Origin of the sequence: Bartonella sp. TT121SHDZB (genome assembly GCF_042193415.1) — a bacterium.
Taxonomy (GTDB): Bacteria; Pseudomonadota; Alphaproteobacteria; order Rhizobiales; family Rhizobiaceae; genus Bartonella.
Window position 1 is genome coordinate 112510 of record NZ_JBHILR010000004.1, and the last position, 14675, is coordinate 127184.

A 14675-nucleotide genomic window follows, 5' to 3' on the forward strand; every position below is an offset into this window, starting at 1 on the left:
TTCATCAAAAATTCCGTATGTTGCAATATAAGTTTATTCTTAATAGATTCTATTTCTTAAAAAACGAACCGCGCTACACACAAGAGAATGTTTTTATCATTCATTTCTTGAAAGCCTCTCTCTACTTCATAACCACCCTTTGCCCTATATCTATTCTTTTGAGACAGAGAAGTACAAAGCCTCAAAGCTAAGAAAAACATTAAACATCGCAAACTTTCTAGATTGTTCAAATTCTTCCTATGTTTTTCTCAAGAAAGCATCCAAGTACAACGTGACGCATCTCCCCCTTCATTAAGAAGAAGGAGGAAGTTATTAAAATGCACACGAATTTCTTTATTTAAGAATCGAGAAAACTGCGCAATTTTCGTGAACGGCTAGGATGTTTCAATTTACGAAGTGCCTTTGCTTCAATCTGACGAATACGCTCTCTTGTAACTGAGAACTGCTGTCCCACTTCTTCCAATGTGTGATCGGTATTCATCCCTATTCCAAAACGCATCCGCAAAACACGTTCTTCTCGTGGTGTTAATGAAGCAAGGACACGTGTTGTCGTATCACGAAGATTAGCCTGAATAGCAGCATCAATCGGTAATAACGCATTCCTATCCTCAATAAAATCTCCCAAATGGGAATCATCTTCATCACCAACAGGTGTTTCGAGTGAAATAGGTTCTTTTGCAATTTTAAGAACCTTTCGCACTTTTTCTAACGGCATAGAAAGCTTGCTAGATAATTCTTCTGGTGTTGGTTCTCGTCCAATTTCATGGAGAATCTGACGCGAGGTACGAACGATTTTGTTAATTGTTTCAATCATATGAACAGGGATACGAATAGTGCGTGCCTGATCAGCAATTGAACGCGTAATGGCCTGACGAATCCACCATGTTGCATAAGTTGAAAACTTGTAGCCGCGCCGGTATTCAAACTTATCCACAGCCTTCATCAAACCAATATTGCCCTCTTGAATAAGATCAAGAAACTGCAAGCCACGATTAGTGTATTTTTTTGCAATTGAAATGACAAGACGTAAATTAGATTCCACCATTTCTTTTTTTGCAATTGTTGATTCGCGTTCACCTTTCTGCACCTGCATAACAATCCGACGAAATTCACCAATCGAAATAGCCGTTTCTTGCGCAAGATTTTGTATCTCACTTCGCAATTTTTGGATTTCTTTTGCTTCACGCACCGAAAACTCTTTCCAACCAGGTGTAGGCAAAACAGCAATATAATTCATCCAATCTGCATCCAATTCACGTCCTTGGTATTCTTTTAAAAAATCCTCATGGCCAATGCCATAGCTATTGGCAATCCGTTTCAGCTTACCTTCATTATGAATCAATCTCTTATTGATGTCATAAAGCTGTTCAACCAAAGCTTCGATACGATTTTGGTTTAAAGAAAGAGATTTTACTGCTTGAATCAACTCACCCTTTAATTGCATATATTTCTTCTTCTGAGAAGAAGTAAGAGCCCCTTCTTTACGCTCTGCTAAACTGCTTTCAACATGCTGATCTTGTAATTTTCGTAATTTCACATAGGTTTGAGCAATGAAATCCAATGTTTCCATAACTTGAGGACAAAGTTCATTTTCCATTGCAGCAAGCGATAAATTAACATCGTCATCATCTTCTTCATCATCATCTTCAATGTTTCTCTCTCCTGCGCTCTCCCCCATATTACGTATACCAGAAGACATTTTTTCTTCTTCTGTCTTACCAACTTTACTTCGCTCAATAACAGGAGCCTGCTTTGCTTCTGGACCAGCATAAGTCGTTTCAAGGTCAATAATTTCACGAAGAAGAATACGCTGCTCTTTTAACTCGTCACGCCAGATAATAAGAGCCTGAAAAGTCAAAGGACTCTCACAAAGTCCTGCAATCATTGTCTCACGCCCTGCTTCAATACGCTTAGCAATGGCAATTTCGCCCTCCCGCGAAAGAAGCTCAACAGCTCCCATCTCACGCAAATACATACGCACCGGATCATCCGTACGATCTGTTACTTCGCGTTTATTCGTTGCCGTTGCAATTGCGTGGCTAGAGGCTTCTACTAAATCACCCCCCTCTACCGTAACTTCTTCTTCATAATTTTCAGACTCAACTTCATCCTCATCATCCACAACATTAACCCCCATCTCAGAGAACATCGCCAAGATATCTTCAATTTGTTCGGATGTAACCTCGTCAGAAGGAAGAACTGCATTGAGTTCATCCATTGTTACGTAACCATTTTTTTTGGCAAGTTTAATCATTTTCTTGATGGCATCATCAGAAAAATCAAGAAGAGGACTATCCAAACTCGCTAGGCTTGTTACTTCTGCATTATCTTTCTGTTTAACCTTTGTTGCCATACCATAACTCCACTCGATCACCTCACAGTTTCCATGTAACCATAGTTTCCATGTGACCAGTTTGTTTGTTCTCACTAAAATACCAACAGTTACTCATATATACTTCCTTTTAAGAGATTACCATTGGAAAGAATACATTTTGTATACGCCCTGACATCTAGACAAACTTGACATCCAGACAAAAACGCGGGAAAACTCCAGAAGTTTCCCCGACACCTCTCAGCCCTTCTGAGATAATCTCTGTACCCTATCGTAAGAACCAATTTCCCGCTTTTCCTAAAATTTACCCGCTTTTTCTAAAATTGAATTGTCATCTTTATAAAATGTCACTCCACATAAACTTCCTCATCTAAAATTTAAGTGACTGATTCGCATTAAAAAAGCGAATCATTTTATCGTATCTTGTGTATTCCCGTCTATTTTTTCATCCAACCAACTTCCAAACCCTTCAATTAACGCTTCTGTTGCCTGCATCTGCTCCAACTCATTTTTTACCTCACGAAGCAGATCAAAAACCTCACTCTTAGGATTTTCTATAAGTTGCTCTTCAATATCCTGTAACCTCTTATGTAGGTGGTGTTCTTGAAGATGCAAGTAGACAGCTTGTTTTAATATAGCACGTGCATCTTCTATAGGGGCTCCACCAAAGATAATACGCATACCAATATTTTGCACAAGATGTTTCATACGCTCTAACAGAGCCTTTTGCCCTCTTTTTTCTAAGAACGCAACCATCGTCTCTTTATCATGAAGCTGCTGATTGCCAAGAATTTCCAACATAGCTTGATGAAAACTCATCAATTGAGTATTTTTTAATTCTAACTCAGAAAGAATCTCAAAATTTTCATACCATAACTCAGGATAGTAAGCTAAAGTGAGTAAAATCACTGCTTCACGCAAAGGAATAGATTGCGAAGAATTTCGTACTATTTCAGAATTTTCTAACAGAGAAAAGGATTGATCTTTAAAGATCCTATTTGGCGAAGATTGATCATATCGCCCTCCTCCTTTTTTTTTCGAAAAAGAGGGACGAAAAAAATCAAAAAGACGTTTTTTTACATCTTGTAAATAATAACGACGGACATCTTCATCTTTAATCATAAAAATTTGTTGTTTTAGTTGTTTTTCCAGCGCTGCTCGTGTCTCTGGAGTTTCAAAATGCTTTCCATAGGTAGCACGCCACCATAAAAGTTCAACCAAAGGAATTGCTTTTTGCAAAAAAGAAGAAAAAAGTTGTGCACCACCAGCACAAACAATTTCATCAGGATCTTTTCCTTGCGGCAACAAAACAAAGCGCACACAAACCCCAGCCTTTAAAAGAGGCAACACACGATCAGCAACACGAAAAGCAGCTTTTAAACCAGCCTCATCACCATCAAAACATAAAATGGGCTCCTTCCCCATCTGCCATAAAAGCTCAATTTGCGCTTCCGTTAATGCTGTCCCTAAGGGCGCTACGACTCCTTCAAAACCAGCTTTAGTCAATGCAATGACATCCATATACCCCTCAACAACAAGAAGTGAATGAATTTTTTCATCGCCAACAAAGCGACTATTTTTGCGAGCTGCTGCCGCGTTATAAAGTATATTTCCTTTATGAAACAGCACTGTTTCAGGACTATTGAGATATTTTGCACGTGTCTCTTTCTCTAATGTACGTCCTCCGAAAGCCACCACACGTCCGCGCAAATCTTCGATAGGAAACATAATACGATTTCTAAATCGATCATAAGAATCCATACTCTCTTCATGCGATGTGAGAAGTCCACATTCTTCCATTTGCTTTATTGAAATTCCCCGTGCACTCAAAGCTTCTTTCAAAGCTGTACGCCTTACCGGTGCAAAACCAATTCGGAAACGCTCTATAAGCTCTGATGTAACACCACGTGCATCCAGATAACAACGTGCTTGCACACCTCCTTTATCACGTAAATTATATTGAAAAAAATCTGTAGCAATTTTCATCACATCATAAAGATCAGCTTTTTCCATTTGACGTTGATGACTTTGTAGATCGCCAATAGGGATTTTCATTCCCGCAAAATCAGCCAAACGCTCTACACTTTCTGAAAAGTGCAATCCATCAAGCTCACACAAAAAGGTAAAAATATCTCCACTTACACCACAACCGAAACAATAATAGCGCCCTTTATGATCATCACAATGAAAACTTGGCGTTTTTTCACCGTGAAATGGACAACAACACCAAAAATCCCCCCGTGAAGGCTTACTTTTTCGAAGATCAAAATCCACCCGTTGTCCAATCACAGTTGAAATTGGAAGTCTGGTACGTAGTTCATTAAGGAAATCGGGCGGGAAACGCATTATCTCTCACAGAGTTTGAAAATTCTTTTTTGCATATTTAACGACTTTAGAGCATAATTCCAATACTTCCTCTTAAGCAGTTGTAAAATTTTAAATTCTCAACTGCATATATTTTTAGAAATGGAGAGTAAAAAGTGATCGAATTTATTGTTCAATATCCGTGGTTAGAGGCTATTTCTTGGCTTACTATTCTTACTATAGCTGCCCTTTTAATCAACTTTCTAGGACAAAAAACACTCATTCACGGAGCAAAAAAACTCTCTTCTCTCCTCCCCCAAAATACAACGACCGATATTAAAAATGCTACTCAATACATAGCAAATATCATTTCAGCTTTTATTCTTTCAATTGGCGTTAATTTTATAGAAACATTACCCGATGCATTCAGCACTGTCATCGGTAATGTTGCCAATGCCTTCATGATCTTTTTTGTTGTCCTGACAATTTCTGCTTGTCTCAATGTCATTAACATCCTTTACGAACAACGTCCAACAGCACGACTAAAACCAATAAAAGGTTATATTCAAATTGCTAAAATTGCACTTTTTACTGTTGCGGTAATTTTAATGGTCGCCACATTGATTGATCGCTCCCCTCTTATTCTTCTCTCCGGTCTTGGTGCAATGGCCGCAGTTCTCATGTTAATTTTTCAAGATACACTTCTTTCTCTCGTTGCCGGTATTCAAATTTCATCCACTGATATGGTTCGTGTTGGGGATTGGATTGAAATCCCCAATCTCGGTGCTGATGGTGATGTTATTGAAATTGCTTTGCATACTGTTAAAGTTCAAAATTTCGATAACACCATCACTTCAGTTCCTATCCGTAAACTTGTAACCGACCCTTTTAAAAATTGGCGTGGCATGCAAGAATCGGGTGGAAGACGCATCAAACGCTCCCTTTTTATTGATCAATCAAGTATCCATTTTCTCACAAAAGAAGAACAAAAATATCTTTCCCGATTTAATTTATTAGAAAATTATTTCACGCAAAAAGTAGCAGAAATTGATGAATGGAATGCTCAATTAGATAAAAATCATGATGTCTTAGCCAATACGCGCCGTTTAACCAACATTGGCACTTTTCGTGCTTATGTTTTTGCTTATCTGAAACAGCATCTAAACATCAATCCTAATATGACCCTCATGGCACGACAATTACCTCCTACAGAAAATGGTTTACCCTTAGAAATCTATTGCTTTACGAATACCACCGTTTGGATAGACTATGAACAAATTCAAGGCGATATCTTTGATCACCTTTATTCTATTCTGCCCTGTTTCGGTCTAAAGGTTTTTCAAAATCCAAGCGGTTATGATTTTAATCAAGTATTAAAAGAAAAAGTGAAATAAAAACAATAAACTTCAATTTATTAATTTGAGGCAACAACATTCACAACAACAAAGAAAGAATAAAGTATCATGAATGGTTCGTTGGTATTCCTTCATCTTGCCGGCGCTATTTCTTTACTTCTCTGGGCCACACGCATGGTGCGCACAGGAATTGAACGCGCCTATGGTGACAGACTTAAATATAAAATGTGCCACGTCATTTCAAAACCATTGTTTGCTGTAAGTTTTGGGCTTTTTACAGCGATGATTTTACAAAGCTCTACAGCAATAACACTCCTGGTTGGCTCTTTCGTTGAAGCTGGTTTTGTCTCTGGAGTAGCAGGACTTATGGCTGTACGCGGAGGAGAATTAGGATCAGCAATCGTTGTAAAAATTCTCACCTACGACCTCACTCTTGTTGTACCCCTGTGTCTTTTAATTGGCACTTGTATCTTCATGACAACAGAAAAACGTGAATGGCGTCAAATAGGACGTATTATCATCGGTATTGGTCTTTTAATTTTGTCTTTAGAAATGATAAGTACAGCGACAGAACCTTTACGTGAAAGCGAAATTTTGCCTAGCATCATTCGTTATCTTTCAACCGATCCTGTTTCCACTTTTTTGTTGGCTGCTGGCTTAACCTACCTCTTACATTCATCTATTGCAGGAATTATTTTGCTGGTCAATTTTGCCAATTACGACCTTATCCATACGCAACTCTGTGTTGTCATGGTTCTTGGTGTCAACTTTGGCTCTTCTCTTATAGCACCACTTTTAACGCGCAACGCCTCTCCCAATACTCGCCTCGTTCCCTTAGGAAATTTACTCATGCGTGGGGCCGGTTCAATCCTTATACTTATCTTATTTCTCTCCTTTCATCCTCCCATCACATGGCTTGGCAATAATGCCCCCACTCAAGTGATCAACGCCCATATCATTTTTAATGTTTTCATTCTCCTTGCTGGAATACCGCTTTCAAAATGGATTTTAAAATTAACCACTCAGATTGTGAATATAAGTGCAAAAAAAACGCAAGCCTATAAAATGCTCAATTTATCTGATCAAACAGCTCTTGATGATAGTGTTCTTGAACGCCCAACGCTCGCCCTCTCGAATGTCATGCGTGAAGTCATTCATATTTGTGATCTTGTAGACATCATGCTAGAAAAAATCATGGGACTTTATGAAAATCCTGATCCCAATATTATTCGTGAACTCAACCAACTCAACACCATATTGGACAAAAAACATATCGCCATCAAACTTTATCTTGCACGATTAGCGGGACAAAAATTATCTGACGAAGAAGCTTTTCAAACACAAGAACTTCTAGGCGCCTGTATAAAATTAGACCAAGCAGGCGATGTCATTATTCATAATATGCTGATGCTGGTTAAAAAGAAACAACAGAAAGGTTTACAGTTCAGCAGCGAGGGCTGGAGTGATCTCCTTCGTTTCCACGCCATTGTACTAGCCAACGCGCATATAGCATTTAACGTTCTCGTCTCACGTGATACACACACTGCACACCTATTGGTACAAAAAAAAGATCAACTACGAAACTTAGAAAAAGAGATGAGTTTAAAACATTTTAAACGTCTGCGTGAAGGGGATCTCAAAAATGTAGAATCATCCAGTCTTCATCTTGACACTGTGCGCGACCTCAAACAAATCAACTCTCTTTTGACCTCAATGATCTACCCCATTTTAGAAGAACAGGGACTTCTTCAAAGTTCTCGCTTACGCCCCCCTGCTGAAGAACAAACAGAAAGACTTTAAACTTTTAAAACAACTTGAACAAGAAAAGCATCACATCAATTATTCAATTTTGAATATGGTCAAGAGTATGACGGTTGCAGTCTAAATCCACCTTGTAAAAGGAAACCACTTCCCAGCAGCGCAAAATGCAAAAACAGAAATATTCTATTAAGAAATGCCACCACCCCCAAATTGCAACGCTTATATCAATAAGTGTTTATGTCAATATTGATAAAGATTCAACCTACACAGCATTTTATAACGCGTTAACAAAACAGTTTTAATCTCATTTCAAACGTTATTACTATCAATTGGCAAGCTCCCAAAATTTAAACACTCCTTTTATTTATTGCTTTAATCACAATTGTTTCTTTAACTTGTTTTATAAAAATGAGTAAACAGCCTTTTTATCAACACAATTTATATAATATTAATTAATAGATATTTTTCCTTTAAATATTCATATTTATTACTTTAATACTTTTTTATAAAGTAAATTGTGTTATATGTATTTACAGTTATATAACTATAATATTACATGTATAAAATATATAAATGAGTTAAAAAACAAAAAATAATAATTGTAATAGAACTTCCAACAATAACATCCTTCCTAATGAGAGAAAAAAGAATAAACCTTGATCTTTACAATACTAACCCTAGTTACAGTTTAAATTCAGGCAAAGGAGAGTATAATGGAAAATGCAAACATCGGTTGGATTGCAGCTATTATTATCGGCGGGATTGCAGGTTGGGCTGCACAGTATATTATGAAAAGCCAAACAGGAATATTGTTAAATACTATCTTAGGGATTATCGGCGCTGCACTAGCAAGCTTTCTTTTTAGTCTTCTAGGTGTAAGTTTTGCTGGTTGGCTTGGCTATCTTATCTCAGGTTTTATAGGAGCCTGCATTCTTATATGGATAGGACAAAAAATTCGATCATAGAATATTTATTTTTTTCATACCTTTTGGAGTTCAATAAAACAACTTGGCAGCAACGGGAATATCTTAAAATATTTCCACCGTAGTGCTTTACTACCAGTTTTTGTATGATGGTGAGATGCTTAAACGGCAATTTTTGCCATACATCGTCATTCGTATCTTAAAACGAAACGTAGAAAAAAACTTTATAACGCACCATTCCATACCTATATAAGCTTACGCATATCAGGAAGAATGTATGCGTTATTTTTATGAAATATGAACTTATTTTCGTACTGCGCGCACAAATCTGGCTCATCTCACGGTAATAACAATCCATAAGATTACAAAATCAATAACGATGATTAAAGATCCTACCCCGTAATACTTAACGCCTACACACTTCATCAACACTAGCATTTTTATCGAAAAAACAATGAAATGATATTAATCATATATTAGTATTATTATATAGATTTTATTTTTTTCTAAAATGCATCAAAATTCTGGATTATAAAGAATACGATCAACTTTACATCTAAATTCAAAAGTTTTGAGTATTCCTTTACTTTCTAAAGTGTAGAATAAATATTTAATATTCTTAAATTTCCTCTTTATATCGTCTTACATAGATGAATTTTTTATCTCTTTATTTATAGGTATTACAAACGAATTTTAAAGCACAGAGTATCTTATCCCATTCCCCTATAGGTTATCAAGAAAATTCTCTAACACATTGTGTGAAAACGCGTTAGATAAATCATAATACATTATTTTGCCTCTTCAAATGAAAATGACCCTATAATTACATTTTCGGTATATCTTCTTTTAAAGACCTTTGCTTTAGATTTTCTCTTTAATATCTTCCTGTTAAAATCTTGCTGCTTTTACACTCCTTGTATTACAATAGAGCGATCTATTTAACCCAACATAACATATGGAATAAGACTTTAGCTGTAGAGTAAACCGATGTCTGATCTTGAAGTTTCCATCTTACCACCTCTAAAGTGGTTCTCTGATCAAAATCCTCCAATACCAGAAAACGTTCGCGATTGGCTCATGGAATCGGGCTCAATGACGCTGCGATTAAAGAAATATTGTACCTGCATCCAAGTTCAACCACAACGCGAATGTTTTATTACACGAGATAAATTAAAAGAAGAAGCAGAACATCTACCCGAAAGTACACGTTATTGGCTACGCGAAGTCATATTGAGAGGAGATAATAAACCTTGGATCCTTGGGCGCACTGTAATCCCACAAGAAACCCTCCTACACAATCAAGCCTTGATGCATTTGGGAACTGTACCCCTAGGAAACTATTTATTTAACAATGAAAACTTAACCCGCGATTACATTCATATTGGTCAACAAGGTGCGTTATGGGCACGTCGTTCTCGTTTGCGGCTAACAGGTAAACCATTATTGCTAACCGAACTGTTTTTAGCAGATTCACCACTCTACCCTGATAAATAGAGGAGGCTCATTTAAGAATAAAAAACAAAAGTGTGAGATACTCATATCTCTGCTCTTAAGGATATCACTATGGTTGCTTTAGAAAAGCGCAAAGCTGAACTAAAAAATGATGGTAAAAATGAAAACCAGTTTTTGATTTATACCTTCATATTTTCATTCTATCTGGCATAAAAATTTTACCACCACTCGTACAGTGTTGGTGCATCTGAGTCTTAATCACAAATATGCCTGCAACGTGAGGACGATTTTAATTGATAGACAACAAGAAAAAGCAAAGACTTTATGAGGCATAACAACGCTATAAATCGAAAATTACACACAATAAATTGGAGAGATAAATCAAATTTTTATAAGAGACTTTGTAAGACAATACCCATAACATATCTGGTTTTACGTTTACTTATTTTTACAAACATTCGTATATGTCTTTTGAATTATATTTGTAAAGATCAGATTGGTGGTAATCTATAGATAAATCGTGGTTGAGAATATGAAAAAAAGCGTTATACTACAGTAAAGTTTTTTTGTTTTTATTTTTCAATCAGTAAAAGTGATTATAAATCCGTAATTTCTTTAAAAACAATTTCATTATACCGGTAAACAAAATTAGATTAAAATGATTTTTTTCTCTTAAAACTATAAACAAATATATTGTATCCGTATAGCTTAAACGAAGTTAAATGTTTATCTGAATAACTTCAATATAATTTTAAGAATAGAGAAGATATTTCATATTGCTATGATGGTATTATAGAGCTCTTAAAACGATGATTCCTGGTGTTTTTGCAACATAATCCATAAAGGGAGAATCAATAACTTTTTCATTTTCTTTTCGTGAAGAAGCATTTCGTAACATTGGCCCTTTATCTGTCATGATAAAGAAACCTACATGTGTTACATCTAATCCAGCAAGTTTCGTATAAATACCAATGAAATCACCTGATTGTAAACGACCTATAACCTCCTCATTAATAAAGTTACTTGGAATATACGTTATCGTGCGTTTCACAACTGGCAACCCAGGTAGATAGCTTCCACCATCAGCTTTTTTGTTGAGATATTTTTCTATTTTTACCGCATGGGGACTTATTTCAGCGGTAATATCAGTAGCGAGTTTATATTCTCTATAAGCCCAATCCGTAAAAAAATGTTTCCGATTTAAAAAATGAATATTACCATTAATATAACGCGTTTTTATGACGTTATTTATGAATTCTGTTTGGGATGTTGATTGGCGCAATGCTTCAACATAATCTAGGTAAGTGAAGCAATCTAAGCCTCTAAAATCAATAATCAGTTTTTCTGGTGTATTTTCTGAGCCATGTAACATATTTGCTTGGTAAGGTGTCCCTAAAAAAGCTTCAGAAAGAAAGTCAATTAGTACCCCTTTTTCCTGATAATTTGTTTCTGAACGTTTTTTGAGAAGAGTATTTAATTTATTTAGAGTATAGGTATCTAGGTTTAAGTTGTTTGTTTGTTGTATTTTTATTTTATTTTCTAAAATACTCTCTTGTGAATCAGAATCCTGAACATCACATCCTATAACCAATATTAAAATGAGAATTAATAGGGATCTTTTTCGCATTTTATACACCATTTTTGAACTCATAGTTTATGGACAACTTTTACTAAAATGCCCTTTTCTCATGTCATCAGATCGTTACTGGACTTAATAATATATATAATCATTAATAGCATCAATAGCTATGATCATGTATTTAAAGGGGATACAAAGTGCAAATTATATGAATATTTTTAAAGCTTACAGAATAAAAAATGTTTTTCTATAATATTATTCTATAATATATTTAGTTTTTAAATAAAAATTGATTATGAAATAAATATTTATGTATACAATTTCTAATTATATTTAAAATATGAGAAGTTTTTACTTTTTTAAGCCATTCTGGGGATGAGAAGAATTTTTAAGAACTTATTTTTTAAAAGGTTTCAATTATTATAGGGTATCTAATGTATCAAATAGAATTGAGATTTTTGAAAGCGGTAATATGGGAAAGGGAAATGATATCTGATAAATCAATTACAATAGCTTTAAAACTATTGGAAATATTCTCTATTCATTGAGATTTTGTTCATAATTTATTTGCATAGATATTTGTTCGTATAATGTAAAAAAATAATGTTTATGCTTTGACAAAAGCTATACCAAGTAAAATGGAATTTTATAGTGTTACCTTGACTATTTTTTTGGATTTTTACTTTATTACTCGTTTATATGTGAAAAGTATACGGTATAGAATACTTTTAAAAGGGAAATGGAATTAAAAGAGAGCAGGGGAATAATTGTATGTGTAAAACAATGTGTATGTTATGCAAAATTACATGCTCAATCCGAAATTTGTTCAGCGTGGGCTCATTTTAGTGCTCATCACTTTATTGTTAGATATTCTTGGCATTGTGATCATTTGTCCTGTTTTGCCTGAATATTTTTCTCAGTTAACTGGAAAAGATGTCAATACAGCTTTTGTAGAAAGAGGAAAATTACTTGCTGCTTATTCAGTGATGCAGTTTTTGTTTGCTCCTGTTATTGGCAATCTTTCTGATCGTTATAGACGTCGTCCTATTTTGCTTGTCTCTATTATCTGCTTTGCTTTTGATAATCTCATATGTGCTATAGCATGGAGCTATTCTTATTTATCGGACGTCTTTTGTCAGGGATATGTGGCGCTAGTTTTGCAACTTGTATAGCTTATCTTGCTGATCTATCCGATGATAAAACCCGTACACGCAATTTTGGTCTGTTAGGCGTAGCATCCGCATTAGGATTTATTTTAGGTTCGTTCATTGGTGGTTTTTTAGGTCAGTTTGGTTTGCATGTTCCGTTTTATTTTGCAACTGGTTTTTCACTCATTAACTTTATTTTTGCTTGGGTTATCCTCCCAGAAACTCTTTCTCTTTGGAATAGGCGCTTTTTGATATTAAGCGGGTAAATCCCTTAGACATTTTTGGGCAACTGAAGCAATATCCGATGGTTCTTTGGATACTGTTGGTTTTTTTCTTTATTGGTTTGCGGAATCTCTATGGTTAAGCATTTGGGCATTCATTGCAAAAGAACGCTATGATTGGAGTTCGTTTTCTATTGGGCTATCCTATAGTGTTTTTGGGATAGGCCAATTTATTGTCGTTGCTCTCATTTTATCTTATTTTTCTAAGCAATGGAGTGATTGGCATATTGTTATCGTGGGGCTTTTGTTTGCATCCATTGCTATGCTGGGCTATACATTCGCGACACAGGGGTGGATAGTTTATATGGTTTGTGCGTGTACAATGCTTGAATATCTTGTTCATGCACCTATACGTGCTATTGCTTCAGCGCAGGCGCCGATAAATATACAAGGAGAACTGCACGGAGCAATGACATCTGTTGTTTCGTTAGGTTTAATGTTTGGTTCTGTTTTTTTATGTGTTTCTCTTTGAATGTTTTGCAGATAAAAATGCACTGTTTTATTTTTCTGGCGCTCCTTTTATAGGAGGCTTTTTTCTTCTTGTCGTTGCAACAGTCATTTTTGCCTTACGGGTACATTAATTGGTTGGGAGGTGCTGATAAGAATATTTTACTAGAGAATGCATAAGATAAACAAAATTTATCATTATTATAGGCGGAAAGTTCTTTATGCTGTTTGTTTTGCAAAGTGTTGTATAAATTATTGATCTCTTTCTCATTCATTCTGAATAATTTTTTCGTTTTGTGATACTGTTTGTATAATAAAGTCTTTGCTTTTTCCTGTTGTCTATCAATTAAAATCGCCCTCATATCGTAGGCATATTGGTGATTAAGACTCAGATGCACCAACACTGTACGAGTGGTTGTAAAATTTTTATGCCAGATAGAATGAAAACATTGCATAATCTATTTGAATAATCTTCAAAATAATAAAACAGCCTAATTGAAAGAAAATAAAGGCATCAATTAAAAACTGATTTCCATCTTTACCATTATCTTTAGTTCAGCTTTGCGTTTTTCTAAAGCAACCACAGCAATATCCTTTAAAGAGTAGAGATATGAGAATTATCGCACACTTTTGTTTTTTTATTCTTTAATAAGGAATCCCCCCTTCAAGCAAAACAGAATGCTCAAAACAGAGCACATTGTATTATGAATCCAGCGTTTATTTTGAAGAGATAGTTTTCAATGTGTTCACACCAATTTTATGATAGTGTCGATGAAGAATATAAGGTAAAAATCACTGTAAATGGTATAAGATCCAGTGTACACTGCTATCTTTATTTCTATCAAAGATGCCCATTATTCACTTTGCCAGCTTCCAATGTTACAACAGCTCTTGGTCCTTAATATAGTGAGGCACTTTACTCTTTTTAAAAATAGTTTTTATCGACACACTCATCTTGCTGGGGTGGATATGCTAATGATTTTGATCCATATGAGCTTAAGAGGAGGGGAATGAGAAAAATTGATGCTATTCAGCACTCTCATTTAAGGGGTGAAATGAGGAATAATACTTATGATTAAATAAGCTGTAGGTA

7 protein-coding genes and 1 pseudogene are annotated in these 14675 nt (G+C 35.3%); 5 read left to right on the top strand and 3 right to left on the bottom strand.

The features are described from left to right. Positions 1–337: 337 nt before the first annotated feature. Positions 338–2353, bottom strand: a complete 2016-nt coding sequence (gene rpoD, locus ACFIKI_RS03870) for an RNA polymerase sigma factor RpoD (RefSeq protein WP_375665806.1) — start codon at positions 2351–2353, stop codon at positions 338–340. Positions 2354–2740: 387 nt separating this feature from the next. Then, the gene (gene dnaG, locus ACFIKI_RS03875) at positions 2741–4678 is read right to left on the bottom strand and encodes a DNA primase (protein WP_375665755.1); all 1938 of its coding nucleotides are present in this window, start codon (positions 4676–4678) and stop codon (positions 2741–2743) included. 134 nt (positions 4679–4812) lie between these two features. On the opposite strand from dnaG, the gene ACFIKI_RS03880 reads away from it, so the two are divergent. From ACFIKI_RS03880 to ubiC, 4 genes are all read left to right on the top strand, one after another. Beyond that, a complete protein-coding gene (locus ACFIKI_RS03880; RefSeq protein ID WP_375665756.1) occupies positions 4813–6030 on the top strand; it encodes a mechanosensitive ion channel family protein in 1218 nt (405 codons plus the stop codon). A gap of 69 nt (positions 6031–6099) precedes the next feature. Next, positions 6100–7791, top strand: a complete 1692-nt coding sequence (locus tag ACFIKI_RS03885) for a Na/Pi cotransporter family protein (protein WP_375665757.1) — start codon at positions 6100–6102, stop codon at positions 7789–7791. Between the two features lie 674 nt (positions 7792–8465). Further along, entirely contained in the window at positions 8466–8717 is a 252-nt protein-coding gene (locus ACFIKI_RS03890) for a GlsB/YeaQ/YmgE family stress response membrane protein (RefSeq protein WP_375665758.1), read from the top strand. Positions 8718–9662: 945 nt separating this feature from the next. Then, complete coding sequence (gene ubiC / locus ACFIKI_RS03895) at positions 9663–10169, top strand: chorismate lyase (protein ID WP_375665759.1); 507 nt, start codon at positions 9663–9665, stop codon at positions 10167–10169. Positions 10170–10917: 748 nt separating this feature from the next. On the opposite strand, the gene ACFIKI_RS03900 is transcribed toward ubiC, so the two are convergent. Further along, positions 10918–11754 (bottom strand): DUF1460 domain-containing protein, encoded by an 837-nt coding sequence (locus ACFIKI_RS03900; RefSeq protein ID WP_375665807.1) that lies wholly within the window; start codon positions 11752–11754, stop codon positions 10918–10920. A 746-nt stretch (positions 11755–12500) separates the two neighbouring features. Here ACFIKI_RS03900 and ACFIKI_RS03905 point away from each other — a divergent pair. Beyond that, positions 12501–13716, top strand: a pseudogene (locus tag ACFIKI_RS03905) (MFS transporter). The last annotated feature ends 959 nt before the right edge of the window (positions 13717–14675 follow it).